At 53.0% G+C, this 20,550-nt stretch carries 19 protein-coding genes; 13 read left to right on the forward strand and 6 right to left on the reverse strand.

The window, feature by feature from the left end; all coding sequences use genetic code 11:
* Nucleotides 1–51: 51 nt before the first annotated feature.
* Both glgB and glgX read left to right on the forward strand, forming a co-directional pair.
* Entirely contained in the window at nt 52–2,208 is a 2,157-nt protein-coding gene (glgB, locus tag BCF53_RS16045) for a 1,4-alpha-glucan branching protein GlgB (RefSeq protein ID WP_132703207.1), read from the forward strand.
* A 51-nt stretch (nt 2,209–2,259) separates the two neighbouring features.
* Nucleotides 2,260–4,383, forward strand: coding sequence for a glycogen debranching protein GlgX (glgX, locus tag BCF53_RS16050; protein WP_132703209.1), 2,124 nt, complete (start codon nt 2,260–2,262; stop codon nt 4,381–4,383).
* Between the two features lie 73 nt (nt 4,384–4,456).
* Here the strand turns inward: glgX and BCF53_RS16055 are convergent, their stop codons facing one another.
* Both BCF53_RS16055 and BCF53_RS16060 read right to left on the reverse strand, forming a co-directional pair.
* Nucleotides 4,457–4,738 carry a hypothetical protein gene (locus BCF53_RS16055; RefSeq protein ID WP_132703211.1) on the reverse strand — a complete coding sequence of 94 codons (282 nt, stop codon included), beginning with the start codon at nt 4,736–4,738 and terminating at the stop codon, nt 4,457–4,459.
* A gap of 152 nt (nt 4,739–4,890) precedes the next feature.
* Nucleotides 4,891–6,141, reverse strand: coding sequence for an ATP-binding protein (locus BCF53_RS16060; protein WP_132703213.1), 1,251 nt, complete (start codon nt 6,139–6,141; stop codon nt 4,891–4,893).
* A gap of 151 nt (nt 6,142–6,292) precedes the next feature.
* On the opposite strand from BCF53_RS16060, the gene BCF53_RS16065 reads away from it, so the two are divergent.
* The 8 genes from BCF53_RS16065 to BCF53_RS16100 all read left to right on the forward strand — a co-directional run bounded on the left by BCF53_RS16065 (nt 6,293) and on the right by BCF53_RS16100 (nt 13,062).
* Entirely contained in the window at nt 6,293–6,739 is a 447-nt protein-coding gene (locus BCF53_RS16065; protein WP_165901949.1) for a chemotaxis protein CheW, read from the forward strand.
* Between the two features lie 115 nt (nt 6,740–6,854).
* On the forward strand, nt 6,855–8,261 hold the full coding sequence (locus BCF53_RS16070) for an ATP-binding protein (RefSeq protein WP_165901950.1): 1,407 nt from the start codon (nt 6,855–6,857) through the stop codon (nt 8,259–8,261).
* 1 nt (nt 8,262) lies between these two features.
* Nucleotides 8,263–8,949, forward strand: a complete 687-nt coding sequence (locus BCF53_RS16075) for a response regulator (protein ID WP_132703219.1) — start codon at nt 8,263–8,265, stop codon at nt 8,947–8,949.
* Between the two features lie 196 nt (nt 8,950–9,145).
* A complete protein-coding gene (locus BCF53_RS16080; RefSeq protein WP_132703221.1) occupies nt 9,146–9,706 on the forward strand; it encodes a Spy/CpxP family protein refolding chaperone in 561 nt (186 codons plus the stop codon).
* A gap of 534 nt (nt 9,707–10,240) precedes the next feature.
* On the forward strand, nt 10,241–10,648 hold the full coding sequence (locus BCF53_RS16085; RefSeq protein ID WP_132703223.1) for a hypothetical protein: 408 nt from the start codon (nt 10,241–10,243) through the stop codon (nt 10,646–10,648).
* A gap of 249 nt (nt 10,649–10,897) precedes the next feature.
* The gene (locus BCF53_RS16090) at nt 10,898–11,305 is read left to right on the forward strand and encodes a hypothetical protein (RefSeq protein WP_132703225.1); all 408 of its coding nucleotides are present in this window, start codon (nt 10,898–10,900) and stop codon (nt 11,303–11,305) included.
* A 196-nt stretch (nt 11,306–11,501) separates the two neighbouring features.
* Nucleotides 11,502–11,966 carry a Spy/CpxP family protein refolding chaperone gene (locus BCF53_RS16095; RefSeq protein ID WP_132703227.1) on the forward strand — a complete coding sequence of 155 codons (465 nt, stop codon included), beginning with the start codon at nt 11,502–11,504 and terminating at the stop codon, nt 11,964–11,966.
* 196 nt (nt 11,967–12,162) lie between these two features.
* Nucleotides 12,163–13,062: a chemotaxis protein gene (locus tag BCF53_RS16100; RefSeq protein ID WP_132703229.1), complete on the forward strand. Its 900-nt coding sequence runs from the start codon at nt 12,163–12,165 to the stop codon at nt 13,060–13,062.
* Nucleotides 13,063–13,069: 7 nt separating this feature from the next.
* Here BCF53_RS16100 and BCF53_RS16105 read toward each other — a convergent pair whose 3' ends face one another.
* Nucleotides 13,070–13,561: a YajQ family cyclic di-GMP-binding protein gene (locus BCF53_RS16105; RefSeq protein WP_132703231.1), complete on the reverse strand. Its 492-nt coding sequence runs from the start codon at nt 13,559–13,561 to the stop codon at nt 13,070–13,072.
* A gap of 188 nt (nt 13,562–13,749) precedes the next feature.
* On the opposite strand from BCF53_RS16105, the gene BCF53_RS16110 reads away from it, so the two are divergent.
* A complete protein-coding gene (locus BCF53_RS16110; RefSeq protein ID WP_132703233.1) occupies nt 13,750–14,598 on the forward strand; it encodes a 3-hydroxyacyl-CoA dehydrogenase NAD-binding domain-containing protein in 849 nt (282 codons plus the stop codon).
* Between the two features lie 62 nt (nt 14,599–14,660).
* Here BCF53_RS16110 and BCF53_RS16115 read toward each other — a convergent pair whose 3' ends face one another.
* Entirely contained in the window at nt 14,661–16,892 is a 2,232-nt protein-coding gene (locus BCF53_RS16115) for a heavy metal translocating P-type ATPase (protein ID WP_132703235.1), read from the reverse strand.
* A 198-nt stretch (nt 16,893–17,090) separates the two neighbouring features.
* Between BCF53_RS16115 and BCF53_RS16120 the strand changes: the two genes are divergently transcribed.
* Complete coding sequence (locus BCF53_RS16120) at nt 17,091–17,300, forward strand: hypothetical protein (RefSeq protein ID WP_132703237.1); 210 nt, start codon at nt 17,091–17,093, stop codon at nt 17,298–17,300.
* Nucleotides 17,301–17,395: 95 nt separating this feature from the next.
* Nucleotides 17,396–17,890 carry an NAD(+) diphosphatase gene (locus BCF53_RS16125; protein WP_132703239.1) on the forward strand — a complete coding sequence of 165 codons (495 nt, stop codon included), beginning with the start codon at nt 17,396–17,398 and terminating at the stop codon, nt 17,888–17,890.
* Between the two features lie 26 nt (nt 17,891–17,916).
* Here BCF53_RS16125 and BCF53_RS16130 read toward each other — a convergent pair whose 3' ends face one another.
* A complete protein-coding gene (locus BCF53_RS16130; RefSeq protein ID WP_132703241.1) occupies nt 17,917–18,891 on the reverse strand; it encodes an ion transporter in 975 nt (324 codons plus the stop codon).
* 67 nt (nt 18,892–18,958) lie between these two features.
* Complete coding sequence (pap, locus tag BCF53_RS16135; RefSeq protein ID WP_207902759.1) at nt 18,959–20,428, reverse strand: polyphosphate:AMP phosphotransferase; 1,470 nt, start codon at nt 20,426–20,428, stop codon at nt 18,959–18,961.
* Nucleotides 20,429–20,550 lie beyond the last annotated feature (122 nt).

Here is a 20,550-nt window from a genome sequence, read left to right on the forward strand (position 1 = left end):
AGTCAGCGCCTAGAATTATAAGAACAACCTTTTTGGAGGACTCGACGTCCAATGACAATTGCAGAACAGTTAAATAGCGTGCTTGAAGCAAAACCATTCGAATTTCTTGGCATCTTTGAGCAGGAGAACGGCTGGTTTATCCGTGTATTTGTTCCCCATGCCGACACCGTCACTCTACTTTCATTAGACGGTGAAACTGAAATCGGCACCATGACAATGGTCGATCCTTCTGGCTTGTTTGAATTATCCATTGAGGCTGCTGAAAAGCCTTATTATCAATTGCAGGTCCAGAAGGCTGGTCACAGCTGGCGCGTCGCCGACGCCTACCAGTTTAAAGAAAGGGCCTGGGAAGACTTCGCCTGTGATTCGGAAACCCTCTATAAAACGATGGGTGCCCAGGTGTGCGAAGTCGATGCCGGCGGCGTTCCTGTTAAGGGCGTCCGCTTTGCCGTTTATGCGCCTAACGCCCGCACAGTCAGCGTGATTGGTCAGTTTAACGATTGGGACGGCCGCCGCCACCCGATGCAGAGTAACGCAGATGGTATCTGGCGGATCTTCATCCCCGGTGTCATTGCCGGTGATGAGTACAAGTTCGAGCTGAAAGATGCCAACGAACATATGCTGCCGCACAAGGCTGACCCTTATAACTTCAGCTGTACGCAGTACCCGGATTTCAACTCGGTGGTTCACGACCATTCCAGCTATGAATGGGGTGACAAAGACTGGCAAGCGCGTGAGGCGAAGCCGGTAACCCGTCAGCCTATGACCATCTATGAGGTCCACGCCGGTTCCTGGAAGCATAAGGACGGCAAGGCGATGAACTTCCGGGATTTGGCCAATGAGTTAATTCCGTACCTGAAGGAAATGCACTTCACTCATATCGAGTTTATCCCCGTCAGCGAGCATCCGTATGATGGCAGCTGGGGCTATCAGCCACTGGGACTGTTTGCTCCGACCAGCCGTTTTGGCAGCCCGGACGACTTTAAATACTTTGTTGACCAGTGCCACCAAAACAACATCGGCGTCATCGTCGACTGGGTTCCTGCACACTTTCCGTCCGATTCGCACGGTTTGGCACAATTTGATGGCACGGCGCTTTACGAGTATGAAGATCCGCGCCGTGGCTGGCACCCCGACTGGAACTCCTATATTTACGATTTCGGTCGCTACACAGTGTGCGATTTCCTGATCTCCTCGGCCATTGTCTGGCTCGACTACTTCCATGTCGATGGCATCCGTGTTGATGCCGTGGCGTCGATGCTGTATCTCGATTACTCACGGGAAGAAGACGAATGGTTGCCGAATGTTGACGGCGGTAACCACAACTATGAGGCCATTGAGTTTATTAAACGCTTTAACCAGGCGGTGTACGGCAAGTTCCCGAAATCCATCACCATTGCGGAAGAGTCGACCGCATACGATGGCGTAACCCGCCCGGTGTTCGCCGGTGGTCTGGGTTTTGGCTTCAAGTGGAACATGGGCTGGATGCACGATTCGCTGGAATATATGTCCCGCGATCCCATTCACCGTAAGTATCACCACAATGAAATGACCTTCTCTATGGTTTACAGCTATAACGAGAACTTTGTTCTGCCACTATCGCATGATGAGGTCGTTCACGGTAAAGGGTCTATATTGGATCGTATGCCGGGTGATGAATGGCAGAAAACCGCTAACCTGCGTGCTTACTATGGCTTCATGTTTGCGCACCCCGGTAAAAAACTGAACTTTATGGGCAATGAAATTGCCCAGAGCGTAGAGTGGAATTATAAATCGCAGTTGGACTGGTATTTGCTGCAGTTTGAACGGCATCAGGGCGTGCAGAATCTGTTTAAAGACCTGAACCGGGTCTATTGTGAAGAAAAGGCACTCTATGAATTAGATTGCGAACCGGCTGGTTTCCGCTGGATTAATCACGATGACGCTGAAACCAGTGTTTACAGTTTTGTGCGTTATTCTGATTCCGGTGAGGTGATCGTGGTGGTCAGCAATATGACGCCAGAGCCGATCGATGAATACCGCATTGGTGTGCCATCGGCCGGGCAGTATGACGTTATTCTGAATACCGACTCAATTCACTACGGTGGCAGCAATTACGAGTCAGATGACCGGTACGAAGCGTTAGAAGAGGGTGCTAATAATCTGCCCTATTCGATGGACATTTGTGTGCCGCCAATGGCAACGGTTTATTTGAAGCTGAAGGCCTGACAAGCATTACCGGGCCTTCAGGTCAGCTAACATTTAAGGATTGAGTTCGACATGATAACTCGCTTGGGTCCTGAGCAGGGTGTAGAAGCAGGACGTTCGTTTCCATTAGGAATTGATGTCACCCGCAAAGGCGTCAACTTTGCCGTGTACAGCCCGGATGCTCACGGCATAGAAGTCTGCTTCTTTGATGAGCTCGATAACGAAATCAGCCGTGCCCGGCTGCCGGCTCGTACCGGTGATACCTGGCATGGCTTTATTCCTGATGTTGCTGCCGGTCAGCGTTATGGCTTCCGGGTGCACGGCCCTTTCAATCCGCTGCAGGGGCTTTGGTTCAACCCTAATAAGGTTATTCTCGACCCTTACGCTCAGGAAATCACCGCACCCATCATGCCGAACATGCATATGTTCGCGCACGATACCAAGGTGCAGGGCACCATCGTCATGGACGAGCAGGACAACGCCCGTCATATTCCCAAGGCGCGTATCCCGAAGGACAACTATTTCGAATGGACCTCCGAACGGCCGCATCTGAGCTGGCGCGAAATTATCCTCTACGAGATGCATCCAAAGGGCTTCTCCATGAGAAACATGGATATCCCGGAGGATATTCGTGGCACTTACCTTGGCATTGCTCACCCGGCCAGTATTGATCACCTGAAGCGCCTGGGCATTACCACCGTCGAGCTGATGCCCTGTTTTGCCTTTATGTCCGAGCACCGCATCAGCGAGCTTGGGCTTTGCAACTACTGGGGTTACAACCCGGCGCTCTTCTTTGCTCCGGAACCACGTTACGCCAAGGAAGATGCAGTCGGTGAATTCAAAACCATGGTCAATGCGCTGCATGAAGCGGGCATCGAGGTGGTGCTGGATGTGGTTTACAACCATACCGCCGAAGGCGGCATGCTGGGCCCGACGCTCTCCAACAAGGGGTTGCACGCCCGCGCGTTCTACCGCTATCTGGACGGTGATTTTACGCACTACATCGATAACTCAGGCTGCGGTAACTCTGTTAACAGCCATAACCCCTATACGCTGAAACTGATTCTGGACAGCATGCGCCACTGGATGACAGAGTTTCATGTCGATGGCTTCCGTTTTGATCTGGCGGCCAGCATGGGCCGTGAACGCTGGGATTTCAGCCCCGACTCCACCTTCTTCAAGGCGATTATGCAAGACCCGGTGCTGTCAACCGCGCGGCTGATTGCCGAGCCTTGGGATATCGGCCGTCATGGCTATCAGCTGGGGAACTTCCCGGAAAACTGGTACGAGTGTAACGATAAATTCCGCGATACCGTTCGGCGCTTCTGGAAGGGCGATTACGGTGTCATCAGTGATTTCGCGACCCGCCTGATGGGCTCCAGCGATGTATTTCATAAGGGTTCCACCCGCTATTCCGCCAGTGTGAACTATGTGACCTACCACGATGGCTTTACCCTGCATGACCTGGTTTCTTATAACAACCGTCATAATGAAGCCAATATGGAGCACAACCTGGATGGTCATGGCCATAACCTAAGCCGTAACTATGGCGTAGAGGGGCCAACGACCGACAAGCGGATAGTGAAGTTGCGGGATCAGCAAAAGCGTAACCTGATTGCCACCATGATGATGTCTCAGGGTGCAGTGCATTTTCTCGGCGGTGATGAAATGGGCCGTACGCAGAACGGTAACAACAACGCCTACTGCCAGGATAACGACATCAGCTGGATACAGTGGGCCGATCGAGACCGTAAGCTGGAGCTGTTTACCCAGCAGATTATTGCTTTACGCAAGAGCAGCCCGCTGTTTAACAACCTGGTGCTGAAAGATCAGCAAAGCTACCAGTCGCCATTTTCATCCGATGAGGTGCACTGGTATCGTCAGGATGGCTATGCCATGGAGATTAAAGACTGGCATAACCCGGAGTTTCAGGTGTTTGGTATGCTGTTATCGACTGACATCAAGAACCCGGCCGTCAACCTGCACCTGTGTGATGAGTATTATCTGGTGTTGTTTAATGCCAGCGAGAAGGATGTCAGCTTTACTCTGCCGGCTAACCCGGTCAGTGGCTGGGTCAGCCTGTGCGATACCGCCCGCAACGATGGCTTACTGACGGAAGAGCCGGTGTTCAGCCGTGGCACCTATGAGTTGCTGGCGCAATCGCTGGTTGTTCTGGGCAAGGCGCATAAATCTTAACGCTTTGCCTGGGCGTCAAAATAAAAAAAGCAGCTCCTGGGCTGCTTTTTTTGTGGCCGTTTACCGGTTGATTTCAGACTGACATCAGCCAATCCTGCCCCGGTTTGGTTTCGCGCTCAAAGGCCTGATCGAACAGTGAGGCCTGTTGCTGGTTCATCGGTGTCCAACGGGCGTCCGGCCAGCTGGAAAGCATATTATTCAGCTCTGGTACCCAGGTTTCACCGGAGCTCGCATGGATGGCTCCCCAGGCAAGCATGGTTTTTTCTTTGCTGGTACTAGAGATGATACCAAGAGATGCGCGAAAACCCTGATGCCGGCACACGTATTTGAATACCTGATGGATCGAATTGGTCACCTTTATCTCCTAAATGCAGCGCTCAGCAACGCCCACTATAGGAGTCGAAAAAATGCAGCAAAACCGCAACCTACGAAGTGGCATATATTGCTACTTTTGGTTTCTTTTTAGTCGTCAGGCTGAGTTATTTCAGATCAAAGGTGAGATTAAGGCTACTGTTGGGTCGGTATGGTCAGGGTGCAGCGCAGCCCGCCCAGCGGAGACTTATCCAGCGTCAGCTGGCCGTTGAGCCAGCGTTCGACATAATTCCGGGTGACGTTTAAACCCGAGCCCAGCAATTCATTCGGCTTCGACGTGACAAACAGCTTCAGGGCATCGGTGTAGTTGCACTCATCAAGGCCCCAGCCACTGTCTTCCACGATGACCATGGTGCTTTCAGCAGCCGATTTCAGCTGAATGCTGACTTCCCCCGCCTCCGAGTTTTCCAGCCCGTGTAACAGCGCGTTAGACACCAGCTCTTTCAGCATTAACGTCAGCAGCACCATCGGCAGGGTGATGGTTTCGGATTCGCATTCGATGTGGACATTAAGCTTGTGCGGCGTTTCGCTGAAGTACTCACTAAACAGGTCCTTCCAGTAGTGCTTGACCATCAGTGAGGGCATGGTTTGGCTATCGTTGTCGGTTGCCTGATGAATCTTGTCGTCGAAATGGCGGAAGATTCGCGCCAGCCGGTTAGCAGACTTACGTGCAGACTCCAGCATTGGCCGGTCGGTTTCATGAAACTGTTCCGGAGACAGCAGCGACATGAAGTTCAAAACGTTGCCGACAGAGCGCGAGCTTATAGGAATCAACCCAATCATCTGCTCGGCCAGCGAGGCCATCTTCTGGCTGCCGGTCAGCTTGGCTTGCAGCTGTTGGATCTGGTGATTGGCTATCTCGGTTTCGGTTTTATGGCATTCCAGGCTGTTCAGCGCCTTGTTCAGCAGTTGCTCCGCCTTGTTGCGGGCAATCAGCTGGGAGAAGACATTGCTGAATATGCGGATCTGGTTCAGCTCGCTGTCGGTCAGCGGCCGGTGGTGGGTGAGGTTATCGATGTACAGCCAGCCGAGGATCTGATCATTGGAGGTAACGGCCGATTGTATATGCCAGCCAATGCCAACTACCTCGCCCAGGTCGTGCAGTGATGCCGGTTCGGTGAGCAGGATCGGGTCTTTTTCGCAGATATCGGTATGCCGGGCTTTGACTGCATCGCTAAAGCCATGTTCGTCGCGCAGCGCACCGGAGGCGTCGGTTCCCCAGGTGCCAAGCTGGCGCTTCGCCTTCTCGTCGAACTCAAGATAAGCCGCGCGGTCGAAGCCGAGGTCGTACCGCAGGGCCAGAATTGACTGCTTAATGAGCTCATCAAGGTTGTTCGCGGTGCCTATCCGGTCGAAGGCTCTGTTCAGTCGCTGCAAATTAGGCATAAATTAATGTCAGGTCCCGCCGATTAATATAGAAATAATTCACCTGAATCAGTCTAGCAGTTAATTCTGCCAATAGTCGTGCGGTTGTTTGCGCGAATATGGGATGCACACTAGTCTGATACAACGGTTAACGAGGATGGCGGAGGCTGCGATGGCAACGACCGAAATGTGGGTAGTGGTTCAACTCAACGGAGAGCCTCTGGCGTTTCCTGCAACGCTGATTAAAGAGGTGGTGCCCTGGCAGCCACTGAACCCGATTCCCAGTCATGCCACCGGTGTGATCGGTCTGATCAGCTTGCGGGGCGAAACACTGGCGGTCATGGATGTATTACAGATGAATGGTCTGGGCCAGGTTGAAAACCCCAGCTTTATGCTGGTGTTGGATTTCCCGGAAAGCCGCGTCGGTCTGGCGGTGGATAAGGTTGAAGGGGTGCAGTATTTCAATATCGACGAGCTCGATACCAATATGGCCGGTGGCTACGTTCAGGGTACACTGACCCGTGAAGACCGCCTGTATCAGATGATTAACCCGCAGGCGCTGGAGCAGCTGATGGCCCAGTTTACCGACATTGGCCAATTGGGCCAGATGGAGCCTTAAACCTGCGGTGAAATCCGAATAATCCGTTAAAAAGACCATGCAGACATTAGCGTTTGCATGTTCCTTCCACATTTGGTCATTATGCTTACTGAAGGATGTTTCAGAAAGCAGGCTTATGTTCATTTCTATTCGTACTAAATTATTTGCGTTGTTGATTCTGGCGAATGCACTGATGGTTGTGCTGCTGCTTGGTTTTAATGCGTTTACCTTTAACCGCAGCTTTTCCAGCTATATCGAGCAGCGCGAAGCCCGGCGTATGTCGGTGCTGATAGAGAACCTTGCGGATGTTTATGAAGATCGCGGCAGCTGGCATTGGTTGCGTAATGATCCGGCAACGGTGGCATCGATTGTTCGTGAAAGCCTGAACAACTTTGATTTTAGGGGACAGGATAAAAGCAACAGCAAAGGGGTGCGCATCACCTACTTTGAGCAGTTGAGAATATCTGATCCGGACGGCCAGATTGTGTTTGGCCGCGCGCTCAATGAACGAAAGATTACCTGGCTGTCTATCAATAACGATGACGGCAAGCTGATCGGCAAGCTCGGCGTTGAACTGAATAACCGGCTGGATGCGCAGGTGGATGAGCTGTTTATCAGTCGCCTCAAGCTGCAGCTGTATCTGGTTGGGGTTGCGGCCTTCATTATTGCCGGCGCACTGGCGATTCCCTTCTCTGGTTGGCTGGTGAAGCCCATTCAGCGCATTACTCAGGCCATGCGTAAGATGAGTGAAGGGGATTTCTCTGTGTCTGTCGATGACGACCGTAAAGATGAGCTTGGCCGCCTGGCCGCCGATTTCAACCACATGGCAACCGTACTGCAGAAGGCGCAAAATGACCGGCAGCAGTGGGTGAGTGATATTGCCCATGAACTGCGCACGCCGGTGGCGGTGCTGCAGGGCGATATCGAAGCCGCGCAGGATGGCATTCGCACCGTGGATGACCGCTGGCTGGCCAATATGTTTGCGCATTCGGAACGGCTTAACCGGCTGGTTAGCGATCTGCATCAGCTTTCGCAATCCGATGCCGGCACCCTGAGTTACCGCTTTGAAGAGCTGGACGTCAACAATCTGGCCAGCGAGGTGGTCGCGCAGTTCCGCACCAGCCTTGCCCAGCGCCATATCGAGGTAACATTCAAACCGGATGAAGAGCCAATGCTGGTGGATGGCGATGCTGAGCGCTTAGCCCAGCTGCTGACAAACCTGGCGCAGAACACCCTGCGTTATACGGATGGCAGTGCCGCGCAGCCCGGCAAATTGCAGGTTGAAATCAGCCGGACTGCCGAGACCATTCAGTTAATCTGGGAGGATTCTTCCCCCGGTGTCGCCGCCGAGCATATACCACGGCTGTTCGACCGCCTGTACCGGGTGGATGAATCGCGCAACCGCGAAACCGGAGGCTCGGGCCTTGGGCTTGCGATTGCGAAAAATATTGTTGAAGCCCATCAGGGGCACATTTCTGCTGCTCTGAGTAATTTAGGCGGACTGCGAATCTGTGTGCAGTTGCCACCGAAAAAGGAAAGTTAACGTGAGTCATATTTTAATTGTTGAGGATGAAAGTCATCTGGCCGATCTTGAACGCGATTACCTGAAGCAGGCCGGCTTTGACGTCACAGTGATTAACCGGGGCGATGAGGCAGCGCAATGGCTGCAGAAAAATGAGCCAGACCTGGTGGTGCTGGATTTAATGCTGCCGGGCAAGGATGGCCTCGATATCTGCCGCGATCTGCGTAAAAGCAGTGAGCTACCGGTCATCATGACCACTGCCAAGGTGGAAGAGGTCGATCGCCTGATCGGTCTGGAAATCGGTGCCGATGACTACCTGTGTAAACCGTTCAGTCTGCGTGAGCTGGTGGCGCGCGTTAAGGCGGTACTGCGGCGCTACAGCAGCAGTGTCGAAGCCGAAAGCCAGCCTCAGTCGGGGCAGCTGGTTATTTCTGAAAACGATACTCGTGCCTGCTTTGGTAAAAGCTGCACTGAACTGACCATTGTAGAGGTGCGGCTGTTGATGTTGTTGCGCAAGCACCCTCGGCAAATATTTTCCCGCGATCAGATTATCGATGGTATCTACGATGACCGGCGCGTGGTTTCCGACAGAACCGTCGACAGCCACATTAAGAAGTTGCGTAAGAAACTGCAGGAAATTAACCCCGAGCACAATTACATTCAATCGGTGTATGGCGCTGGCTATCGTTACGATGCCGAAGAAATTTAATAGCACACCAGTTCAGGCTCGCCAATAAAAAAACGGGGTAACAAACCCCGTTTTTTATTCTCGAAACCGCTCATTAATCAGCCGATTGTTTTCTTTTTTCATCCTTAGTTTGTGCACTATTTCATTCGATACTTTGTTTCGTGAAAGGCAAACAGCCTTTAACTAACAAACAGAATGAAAATATTGGAGAGAGACTATGAACACATTAAAAAACAAATTCGTTGCCGGTGGTATTGTTGTTGTATTGAGCGCAACTGCAGCAGGTGCCTTCGCTAAAGGTGGCTGGGACAATTCTGAAAAAGCGGCTCAGCGTGGCACCAACCTGGATTACATCTTCACTGAATTATCGCTGAGCGAACAGCAACAGGCAGATGTGAACGACGTGCTGGAAGCTCATCGTGCGCAAACCCGTGAACAACGCGATGCCATGCGCGAAGCGATGAGAAACGCTGAAGAAAAACCAAGCCGTGAAGATATGCAGGTGGCCCGTGAAGCGAACCGCAGCGCACAGTTTCAGGCACTGACCGATGAGCTGAACACTGTCTTAGCTGCAGACGATGCAGCCGATCTGGTTGCCTACCTGGAAGCGCATCAGCCTGATCGCGGTGCTGACCATAAAGGTGGACGTGACGGTCGCGATGGTCGCATGGCCAAGGGTGAGCGTGGCGACAAAGATGGACGCTTTGGCAAGTACTACGATTCTGATGACGACAGCTGGGAAGATGAGGAACATGACAGCGGCGACAACGATGCTTAATGGTTTGAAGCCAAGCATTGTATGAAGGCTGGCCTGCACGCCAGCCGATGCAAAATATCCGCGCAGATTTTTCTGCCAACCGGCCACCCAATTAGGGTGGCTTTTTCGTTTTTAGCCAAAGGTCATGCTTTTAAATAACAACTTTTGGCTCATCAGTTGTGCGCTTTTTTCCAGCACAATAGCCACAGTGATAGCTTTGCAATTCAATGGTGAAAGTGGGCTGGGTAATGTTGGTTACAGCCCGCCCGGATAGCTGATTGAAGTTTGTACAGATCATGAACCCGGTAAGTTTAATGGTCGCAAGCCGCAGCAAACGCCCTTTGAATTGTTCTCCCTTTCACCACCGCACAGCGGTGGTTTTTTTATTGGGGGGGCAGTCACATCGAATGAGCAGCTCGATTTACAGGCCACCTATACACAAGCCTGTTGCTTCCTCACATTTGCCTCATTTTTCTTACAAAGTGGTTTTACATAATGGTTGTCATTGAAGCAAAGCACAGCAATAAATTTTCAGAATTTAACAGGAGCAACACGATGAAAAACATGAAATCTAAATTAGCCGCCGCCGGATTAGCCTTGGTTATGTCGGCTTCTGCCGTCAGTTCTTTTGCTGGCACTAGCGATACGACTAGCCTGGAATACATCTACGGAGAACTGGGTCTGACCGCAGAGCAACAGCTTGCTGCAAGCGATGCAATCAGCGATCTGAAGCAAAACCAGACGTCCTGGGGTTCGCTGATCAGTGTAAAACGTCACAGCGATAAGGCATCGACAGCACAGATGAAAACTATGACCCGCAGCTACCTGAATGCACAGGAAGCCGCACTGCAGGATAAGCTGGATGACGTCATGAGCGACGATCAGGCAGAACAACTGGTTGCCTTCGTTGACATTAATATGCCTGCACCGGATTACTTCGCTTACCTGGATTCTGACGACTGATCCAAAGCTGAGCTTTAACGTTGTAATTTTTGAATCTCTTCTATTTATTTTAGCCACCCTTGCGGTGGCTTTTTTTTGCCGGACGAAAAGTTATGTGTTTAGTAAATAAGTATTGTCGTTAAGCATCTATACACAAGCCTACCGCTTTCTCACATTTGCCTCATTTTTCTTGCAAAGTGGTTCGACATAATGGCTTTCATTGAAGCAAAGCACAGAAATTTTTTTAAAGAATTTTACAGGAGTACCACCATGAAAAATATGAAGACTAAATTAGCTGCAGCCGGATTAGCTCTGGTAATGTCAGCATCCGCCGTCAGCTCTTTTGCCGGTACAGACGATGCCAGTAGCCTGGATTACATTTACGGAGAACTGGGCCTGACCGCAGAGCAGCAGCTCGCTGCAAACGATGCAATCAGCGATTTGAAGCAAAACCAGACGTCCTGGGGGTCACTGATCAGTGTAAAACGTCACAGCGATAAAGCGTCGACAGCCCAGATGCAAACTATGACCCGCGCCTACCTGAACGCACAGGAAGCAGGACTGATGGATAAACTCGACGACGTCATGACCGATGGTCAGGCAGAGCAACTGGTTGCTTTCGTTGAAGTAAACATGCCGGCACCGGATTACTTCGCTTATTTGGATGCGGATGACTGATGTCCCAAGTTGAGTCGAAAGCAAACTTTTAGTGCCTTCCAGAATTTATCCTTTTAGCCACCCTCGCGGTGGCTTTTTTGTGTTTGTCAGATTTTGGTGGCACAGCTTTCTTTTTTCTTCCTTATTTCATGCATTTTTAGGCTGGATACTGGGAACCGTTGAAGGCATAAGCCTCGGAATCTTTTGGAGAAATACTATGAGCACAATGAAGAAAAAAATTGCAGCCGGTGGTTTGGCATTGATTCTGGCAACCGCTGCTGTAGGCGCCTTTGCCAAGGGTGGTCAGGAAAACGGCGACAAAGGCGAACGTCGTGGCAATGTCAACCTGGATTACATCTACACTGAGTTGGCACTGAGCGAAGAGCAACAGGCCGATGTCAATGCCGTGCTGGAAGCGTTCCGTGATCAGACCCGCGAAGATATGAAAGCGGCCATGGAAGAATTCCGGGATGCCGAAGAGCGTCCAAGCCGTGAAGAAATGGCTGAAATCCGTGAAGCCCACCGTGCCGAGCTGCTCGCCAGCCTGACGGATGAGCTGAACACCGTGTTAACGGCAGATCAGGCGGAAGACCTGGTGACCTACATCGACGCCCACAGCCAGGGCGGCCCACGCGGCCCGCAGGGTGACCGCGCTAAAAACAGCTCTGATGACGAGAGCTGATCGCCTACCACTGAAGGCGCTTTACCTCTGAATAAAAAGCCACCCTAACCCGGTGGCTTTTTGCGTTTGTGCAGCGCACGCCTTGCTATCTGAGCCTATAATGGGGCAGCGGCGGTTTTACTGAAAAACCGGTTTATGAATGAACCTTTCGGCCGATAAACTACCTGTATCCGCGTCACTCGCAGAGGAAAACATCTTGTCGTCTAAAGCTCACCACTCTCAGGGCCTTTTGTTGTTCACACTGCACAACAGGCAGCGCTTTGCCATTGGCACCCTGAAGGTTCGGGAACTGGTGCCGTATCAGCCGATAACACCCATGCATCATCAGCAGCCCGGCATCGCCGGCGCGGTTACCATTCGCGGCACGACCATCCCAGTGATCGATATGGCAGCGGTCATTGGTGCCGGTGCGATCCCGAAGGATGAACTGAGCAAGGCCTATATAGTGGTTACCGATTGTCAGCGCCGGGTGGCCGGCTTTCTGGTCAGCGGTATTGAGCGCATCATAGAAACCAACTGGCGCGAGATTAAGCCGCCAGAGCCGGCACTGGGGAAGGGGGTTTTCATTACCGGCACCGTCGAGCTGGAGGGTAAACTGGTTCAGCTGATGGATGTGGAACTGCTGTTCGCCCGTTTGGATGCCTCCGACACAAAAGCGGCGCTGGTTTCGGTGACCGATGTTGACCGCGAACTGCTGCGCATGATGAATATTCTGGTGGTCGATGATTCCCGCACCGCCCGTAAGCAGCTGACCGACGTGCTCAGCGAGCTCAATGTCCCGTTTGAGGTGACCGATAACGGCGCTCATGCTCTGGAAATCATGCACCAGAAGGCCGCCCGCGGTGAGGCCATTGATATTCTGGTCAGTGATATTGAAATGCCCGGCCTGGATGGCTACGAACTGGCCTTTGAGGTGCGCAGTGCTGAAGCGCTTGCTCACGCTTACATTATTCTGCATACCTCGCTTTCCAGCGAGATCAGCGTCAGCCAGGCGCATCAGGTGGGGGCCAATGAGGCGTTAACCAAGTTTGATGCGAAAGAACTGGCGCGCTCGATGCTCAACGGAGCCCGCCAGCTAATGGAGAAGAAGGACTGACCGACGGTCAGTCTTTGCGGTTGGTGAACTGTAAATCCTGATCAATCTGCTTTTCTTCGCGCAACATAGCGATCACGCTCTGCAGGTCGTCGCGCTTCTTACCTTCAACGCGAACTTTCTCGCCCTGAATGTTGGCCTTGACCTTCAGTTTCTTTTCTTTAATCAGCTTTACAATCAGCTTGGCCGTTGACTGCTCCAGACCATTTTTAAACTTCATGTTCAGGGTAAAGGTTTTGCCGGTGTGGATCGGGGTGTCTTCCACCTCGGCATAGGCCGCGCTGATGCCGCGCTTTACACAGTTGCTGGCAGCAATGTCCTGCAGCTGTCGCACCTGAAAGTCAGACTCACACTTCAGCACAATCGTGTCTTCGCCGCTCAGCTCAATGCTGGCCTGCACGCCACGGAAGTCGAAGCGGGTGGCAAGCTCGCGGGTGGCATTGTCTACCGCGTTTTTCAGTTCGTTTTTGTCGGTCTCAGAAACAATATCAAAAGAAGGCATTGGCGTTATCCACAATGAATTTCGCTGCAGTATAACAAACCTGCCGCCGTGGTTTGATGCCTGCAGGTCACAGTAAGCTTGCGCTGGGTCGGTATTATTAAATTTGATTTAGGCGTTACAATAGGGCTACGGTTAAGGAGCAGGTCACTTAAGCCTGCAAATCACAAGCATCGGCGAGGATTTTAAGCATGACTATTCAGAAGGTTGGGGTTTTAGGTGCAGGTACCATGGGCGTTGGGATCGCACAGGTGTTTGTACAGAGTGGATTTGACGTTCAGTTGGTGGATAACCAGCCCAGCCATTTACAGCGTGCCTTTACCGAAATTCAAATTAGCCTGGAGCAGGCCATTGCTTCCGGCAGGCTCACCAAAGAGCAGGCAGAAGCCGCGATTGGCCGTCTGCGTACCTCCCCGCAACTGGAGGTGTTCAAAGAATGCGACTTAATCTTAGAAGCCGTCACAGAAGAAGAGCCTACCAAGATTGCGCTGTTCCAGAGCGTTGACCGTATCTGCCCGGAGCATACTATTCTGGCCTCGAACACCAGCGCGATTGCCATTACCCGCATGGCAGCAGCCACCAAACGTCCGGATCGCTTCATGGGCATGCACTTCATGAAGCCTGCCCTGGAGCGCGATGTGGTTGAGCTGATTCGTGGCCTGCAGACCAGCGATGAAACCTACAATGCACTGTTTGAACTGAGTGCCCAGCTGAATAAAACAGCGGTCTCGGTCAAAGATTACCCGGGCTTCGTTTCTAACCGGCTGTTAATTCCAATGATTAACGAAGCGATTTACGCGCTGTATGAAGGCGTTGCAACGGTTGAAGACATCGATACCGTTATGGAGCTGGGTCGCGGCCACCAGAAGGGGCCACTGAAGCTGGCCGATGGCATTGGTCTGGATATCTGCCTGTCGGTGATGAAGGTACTGCACCACGGCTTCAACGACGACAAATACCGCCCTTGTCCGCTGCTGCAGCAAATGGTGGATGCCGGCTACCTGGGTGAGAAATCCGGGCGCGGCTTTTACACCTACTGATCGCTTGCAAGCAAAGAAAAAAAACCGGGGCTTCCCGGTTTTTTTGGTTTTACAGCGGCGGCTCAGTCCGCTTCCATGGGGTTGCCCGGCATCGGCCGTACCGGAACCGGTTGCCATTTCTGCAGCCGGTGACTGTGCAGTAGCAGTGCCAGGCTGATGGCCACAGCCAGAACGCCGGCGGGTACCGGGCTGATATAGCCGAGTGCGGCCAGTGGAATGGCGATGCTGTTGTAGCTAACAGAGATCAGCACGTTTCTGCGAATGACCCTGTGCGTCCTGCGGGCGATCTGAATGGCCTCATAAACCAGGCTGATATCCTGACGCATCAGGTTGATTCCGCCTCGGCCAATGGCGGCATTTTCTTTGCGGCCCAGCACGATGCTGGCACCGGCAGACTCCAGCAGTTCATCGCTGTCGCGCAGACCATTGCCGATAAAGACGTTCTTGCTGTCGGCACTGACCGCATCATCGCTGAGGTTGTTTTCGACATTACGGATGCCCAATGAACTGGCAATGGCCTTGCTGGCTCCGGTTAGTCCGCTCTTAAACAGCGAAAACTCAAAGCCCTGCTGACGCAGCGTATCAATGGTTTCGTGGGCCATATCGCGAATGCGGTCTTTCAGGTCGAAGCGCGCAATAATGCTGCCGTTGGCGACGACCCACAGCCGGCCCTGATCCGGCTCGGAATTGCGAAGGTGAACAGGCTTGATGGGAATGTTTTGATCAATCAGCAGATCATCGCTGCCGATAATAAAGCTGACGCTGTTGCGTCTGGCGAGCGTACCCATTGCGCCCTGATTCACCCAATTGAAGTCGAGCTTTATCGGTTCCACCTTGTTCAGATAGGCCAGCGCCGCTTCCGCAATGGGGTGCCTGCTCTGTTGCATCACCTTTTTGGCTGCCGCCTGCCACTGCTCGTTTTTAGTCCACTGCTCCAGCTTAACTACCTGATGCTGGCCGGTGGTCAGTGTGCCGGAATTGCTGAACACCAGCTTGTCAGCTTTGGCTAACCCCTGCAGCTGGCGAAGGTTACGGAACAGCACCCCACGCTGAACGCCAAGGTTACTGGCAATCACAAAGGCGTAGGGGGCGGCAATGCTCAAAGCGCACGGGCAGGCGATCAGCAGCACCGCCATCACCGCTGTCAGTGCCGTCTGTACATCTGCCACATACCCGTGGTAGCCATAGCTGGCTGCTGCGGCAACGGTGACCAGCAGCATGTAGATCAGCGATGTCTTATCGAATTGCTTCTGTGTTTTCGGGTGGTGAGCCTGAGCGTCTATCAGGTAGCGGGTGGTCTGGTGCAACTGAAAATCTTCGGCGCGCTTGGTCACCCGAATGCGCAGCCCATCGTTCAGGTTTCGGCTGCCGGCCAGTACATAGTCGCTGTGCTGTTTTGGCGTGGCACCCTGCAGGCCGGTGAGCAGGCTTTCATCGACACTGCTGACCCCGGCAACAACATAGCCGTCGGCCGCAATCAGCTCGCCGGCGTGTGCCTCAATCTCGTCACCGGGGTTCAACCGGTTCACGGCGATGGTGATCAGTTTATCTTCCAGCCACTTATGAGCCACCGGCACGGTCAGGTTCAGTAATGGCTCCAGCTTACTGGCCGCGTGATACATCGCCTGATGCTTGGTCCATTTGCTGAACAGTGCCAGGGTGATCATCAGCGTGTTGATGTGGAAGTAGAGTTCATCGCTGCCGGTAACCAGCCACAGGTACAGGCTGTAGAAGTAAGCCAGGCTGGTGGCCAGTGCGGTGGTGAGGTCGATATTGGCGTGGCCGGTGGTCACCGACCAGAGTGCGCCGCGGTAAAGCCGGGCACCCAGATAAAACTGGCAGATAGTGGCGAGCAGGCACAGTGTTTCAACAGGTATCTGGATATCGACAGTCAGCCAGTTCAGCACCAGAGGCAGCCAGCACAGCACCGAGAGCACAGCCGAAAGCACGAGTTTTCTGCTGCGGCGTTGCTGAATCGAACTCTTCTTGTTGAAGCTGTCTTCAGTGGCCACCGGTGCGCCAATTTTGTTCAGTGCTGCTTCAATCTCTTTTTGCGTCAGTACGGCCGCGTCGTAGTGCAGATGCAGCTGCGATGTCGCCAGGTTGACATAGGCACTGGCCGTGCCGGCAAGGCCAAGCATGGCTTTTTCAATACGGGCAGCACTGGCTGAGCAATCGACCAGCTCCAGGCGCAGGGTGGCCTGTTGATAAGTGCTTTTTTTCGCTTCTGTGGCGCCACCGGCACCAGTAGGTTCACTGATGGCTGCCAGTCCTTCTGAATTCGTGTGAGTCATTTTACTGCCTGTGGCTCTGACGATTTGCTTCAACTACGAGGGCTGTGATGGGGCATTCTGCCGTTTAGAGCCGGTTTAGAGTCAATACCCCTTTGGGATGTGCGGCAATTTTAACAGGACGAAAGGTCAAGAAAGTGTAAGCTCGCCAACATGGTCAGTTGCTACTAGGCTATAGCAAAAGGGCATCGGGAATCGTTAATGGCCCCAACTGCAAAATCGTTTAAAGCCTATGGTCGCGCCTACGCCGGGTATGTCATGGTGAAATGGCTGACGATCAGCATCAGCTTTTTTCTGCTGTCGCGCTTCGAAGGTTTTACTCTGCTGTGGATGCTCTGGTGGCCCATGTTTGGCGCGCCGGTGCTGATCAGTATTAACGTCTTTCTTCTGCGCCGAAAACGCCTGTTGTAAGCCGGCCGCTTCGCGTTAAATCTTCCTCAGTACTTTTCACTTCCGTCTTCGCAGAGTATTTTGAGCAGCGTTTTTCTTAATAAGGAGCAGGCTGAATGAAGCACTGTATGGAATGCGGCAGCAAACTGGAACTGAAACCACTCCGCGATGAAGGGCTGATCCCTTACTGTTCATCGTGCCAGGCGTTTCGTTTTCCGGTATTTAATACCGCCGTCAGCATGGTGGTGTTAAATGAAAGTGCAGATAAGATTCTGCTGATCCAACAGTATAATATTGAGGGCTTCATTCTGGTCGCCGGCTATGTCAGCAAGGGTGAAAGCGCCGAGCAAACGGTAGCGCGTGAGCTGAAGGAAGAAACCGGGCTCGATGTGATCGACATGCAGTTCAATAAAAGCGAATACTTTGAAAAGAGTAACACCCTGATGCTGAATTTTGCCTGCCGGGTGAGCAACGATGAGCGCATGCAAACCAACCACGAAATCGATCACGCCCAGTGGTTCAGCATTGAACAGGCGCGGGAAAACATCCGCCCCGGCAGCTTGGCGCAGCGTTTTCTGGAAGGCTGGTACGCCAACACCCGTCTGCGCTGACGGCATTCTTTGAGTTGCCATCGCGGTTATTCCTGCTGAACGTCACTCTTACGCTGTTGAATCAGCGGCTTCTTGCAGTGCGGGCACTGGCGCAGCTTGGCCTGATACTTCTTCAGGTACTCGTGGGTCAGTTCTTCCACATCATCGTACGTTAAACCCAGCCGTTCGCGCAGCTCATCCAGATGCAGCTGCTCGGTATGGGTAATGACGCCGTCACCGAAAACCTGCTCCAGCTGATCCTCATAGCGTGAGCGGCGGCGGTGAATCTGGTCGGCAAAGCCGGAAGCCAGAATACCGGCGGGCAGGGCGATCATGCCCATACCGATAATGGTGATAATGCCACCAAAAATCTTCCCCATCGGCGTGACCGGCACGGCATCGCCATAGCCGACGGTGGTCAGCGTCGCCATTGCCCACCACATGGCATCAGGAATGCTGCCAAAGGTTTCCGGTTGAATGTCGTGCTCAATCAGGTAGATACCGCTGGACGCCAGCACCAGCAGCGTCATCAGCACAACAAAGGAGGCCAGAAAGGCGTTGGCCTCTTCTTTGAACACACTCAGCACCAGGTTCATGGCACCGGAATAGCGGGTGAGCTTGAACACGCGCAGCAGGCGCACAACCCGCAGGAAACGCAAGTCGAGCACGAAGAAGAAGCTTAGGTAGAACGGCGCAATGGCCAGCAGATCGATCACCGCCAGCGGTGTCATCATGTACTTCAGCCGGGCCTTGGTGGGGGAGTCGTTATGGTAGCCGGCCAGTTCCACGCTCGACCACACCCGCAACAGGTACTCCACAGTAAACACCGCCACGGAAAAGACATCAAACCAGTGCAGCTGTGAGCGGTACTGTTGTTGAAAACTGGGCACCGATTCCAGAATAATGGCGGCCACGTTCAGGCAAATCAGGCTGATCAGTATAATATCGACAATACGGCTGAGGCGGTGTTTGCCATCCACACTCAGAATGCGGGCAATGGTTTTACGACGAGTGTTTGTCACGTGCCAGGTCTCTTTTATTGTTGTATTTCAGCACTTAGGGCGGCAGCGGGTCGTTACCGCCTAAAAACTAAAGCGCTTCTTTTAATGCCTTCACCAGCGTTTTCACAACCTCGACACGGGCGTACTTTTTATCCTGCGCCGGAATGATGGTCCACGGCGCTTTCTTACTGCTGGTTTTTTCCAGCATGTCATGAATGGCTTCACGGTACTGCGGCCATTTTTCGCGGTTGCGGTAATCTTCGTCGGTAATCTTATGCATCTTGTGCGGTGTAATCTCGCGCGCTTTGAAGCGCGCCATCTGCTCATCCTGATCGATGTGCAGCCAGAACTTCACCACGATGATGCCGTGTATGGTCAGCTGTTCTTCAAAGTCGTTGATTTCATCGTAGGCACGCATCCATTGCTCTGGTGTTGCCAGTTCCTCCACGCGCTCTACCAGCACCCGGCCATACCAGCTGCGGTCGAAGATGGTCATCATGCCGTTAGCCGGAATGTGCCGCCAGAAGCGCCATAAATAGTGGTGTGCGTATTCTTCATCGGTCGGCTTGGCGACCGGAACAATGCGGTAAATGCCGGCGTCGATGGCCGAGGCCACCCGGCGGATGGCGCCGCCTTTACCGGCCGCATCAACCCCCTCGAACACACAGACGACGGCCTGACCCTGCTCATGGGCCTGATCCATCAGCTGGTGCAGCTGCTCACGGTATTTTTTCAGTGAGCTGTCGTATTCCTCTTTATTGATCTCCGGGCTGAGATCGATGCTGTCGAGCAGGTTCGGGTCGGCCGGTGGCGGGGCCTCGTACTCTTCCGCTGCCGCAACCGCAACCGGCGCCCGTGCCAGCCACTTCTGCATGGCCTGCAGAATCGTCTGGCCAGCATGAATGTTCCGGCTGGTGGGGTCTTCACCGCTGATCACATGCCAGGGGGTGTCTTTGCTATGGGTTTCACACAGGACGTGATCGATGGTTTCGATGGCCTTATCAAAGTTCTTCAGGGCCAGCTCGTCTTTGGGGTCAAAAAAGCTGGTATCGCGAATCTCATCCACGCGTTCCTGGTGGGCGTCCTTGGACAGGTGCAGCCATATCTTCACCACCAGAGCGCCATCATCGTGCAGGCTTTTCTCAAACTGCCGAATGTAGGCCAGTCGTCGCTTCAGCTTTTTGCCGGAGATATCGTCATTCAGGTACTGCACAACCGAGGTGCTGGTCCAGGCACGCATGTAAATGCCGATGTGGCCGCCGGCAGGAATATCCCGCCAGTAGCGCCAGAAGAACGGCTTCTGCTCATCGAGCTTTTCGGCCGGGCCATAGGCGTTCACGCGGATAAAGCGCGGGTCCAGCCAGCCCATCAGGGTGTTGATGGTTTCGTGGCGTCCGGCACGGTCGTCGCCGGCTATCACGAGAATGACCGGTTTATCCTGCTTGGCAACCTGAAACTGCAATTGCAGCAACTGCAGCCGCAACCCCTTGATGAGGGCCTTGGCGGTATCTTTTTCGTACACCGGCATATCTTTGTAGAGCTGTAATAACTTGGTCATTCCATTCTCCGCCGCGGGTCGGTTGCGCTCTGGCTTTCCATAACCTTAGCAAAAAAGTGAGCCGGCATCGCAGCACCGACGTAAGTACCAGAGCGTGAAACACCCTGTTCAGGGGGCTTTAA

This window comes from Reinekea marinisedimentorum (genome assembly GCF_004341165.1).
In the GTDB taxonomy this organism is placed as follows: Bacteria; Pseudomonadota; Gammaproteobacteria; order Pseudomonadales; family Natronospirillaceae; genus Reinekea; species Reinekea marinisedimentorum.

Bases quoted from the DNA above. Each gene is read 5' to 3' on its own strand.
- pap (WP_207902759.1), bottom strand. From the start codon at position 20,428: ATGACCAAGTTATTACAGCTCTACAAAGATATGCCGGTGTACGAAAAA.
- BCF53_RS16080 (WP_132703221.1), top strand. From the start codon at position 9,146: ATGAACACATTAAAAAACAAATTCGTTGCCGGTGGTATTGTTGTTGTA.
- BCF53_RS16090 (WP_132703225.1), top strand. From the start codon at position 10,898: ATGAAAAATATGAAGACTAAATTAGCTGCAGCCGGATTAGCTCTGGTA.
- BCF53_RS16065 (WP_165901949.1), top strand. From the start codon at position 6,293: ATGGCAACGACCGAAATGTGGGTAGTGGTTCAACTCAACGGAGAGCCT.
- BCF53_RS16125 (WP_132703239.1), top strand. From the start codon at position 17,396: ATGAAGCACTGTATGGAATGCGGCAGCAAACTGGAACTGAAACCACTC.
- BCF53_RS16070 (WP_165901950.1), top strand. From the start codon at position 6,855: ATGTTCATTTCTATTCGTACTAAATTATTTGCGTTGTTGATTCTGGCG.
- BCF53_RS16120 (WP_132703237.1), top strand. From the start codon at position 17,091: ATGGCCCCAACTGCAAAATCGTTTAAAGCCTATGGTCGCGCCTACGCC.
- BCF53_RS16115 (WP_132703235.1), bottom strand. From the start codon at position 16,892: ATGACTCACACGAATTCAGAAGGACTGGCAGCCATCAGTGAACCTACT.
- BCF53_RS16060 (WP_132703213.1), bottom strand. From the start codon at position 6,141: ATGCCTAATTTGCAGCGACTGAACAGAGCCTTCGACCGGATAGGCACC.
- glgB (WP_132703207.1), top strand. From the start codon at position 52: ATGACAATTGCAGAACAGTTAAATAGCGTGCTTGAAGCAAAACCATTC.
- BCF53_RS16095 (WP_132703227.1), top strand. From the start codon at position 11,502: ATGAGCACAATGAAGAAAAAAATTGCAGCCGGTGGTTTGGCATTGATT.
- BCF53_RS16110 (WP_132703233.1), top strand. From the start codon at position 13,750: ATGACTATTCAGAAGGTTGGGGTTTTAGGTGCAGGTACCATGGGCGTT.
- BCF53_RS16105 (WP_132703231.1), bottom strand. From the start codon at position 13,561: ATGCCTTCTTTTGATATTGTTTCTGAGACCGACAAAAACGAACTGAAA.
- BCF53_RS16085 (WP_132703223.1), top strand. From the start codon at position 10,241: ATGAAAAACATGAAATCTAAATTAGCCGCCGCCGGATTAGCCTTGGTT.
- glgX (WP_132703209.1), top strand. From the start codon at position 2,260: ATGATAACTCGCTTGGGTCCTGAGCAGGGTGTAGAAGCAGGACGTTCG.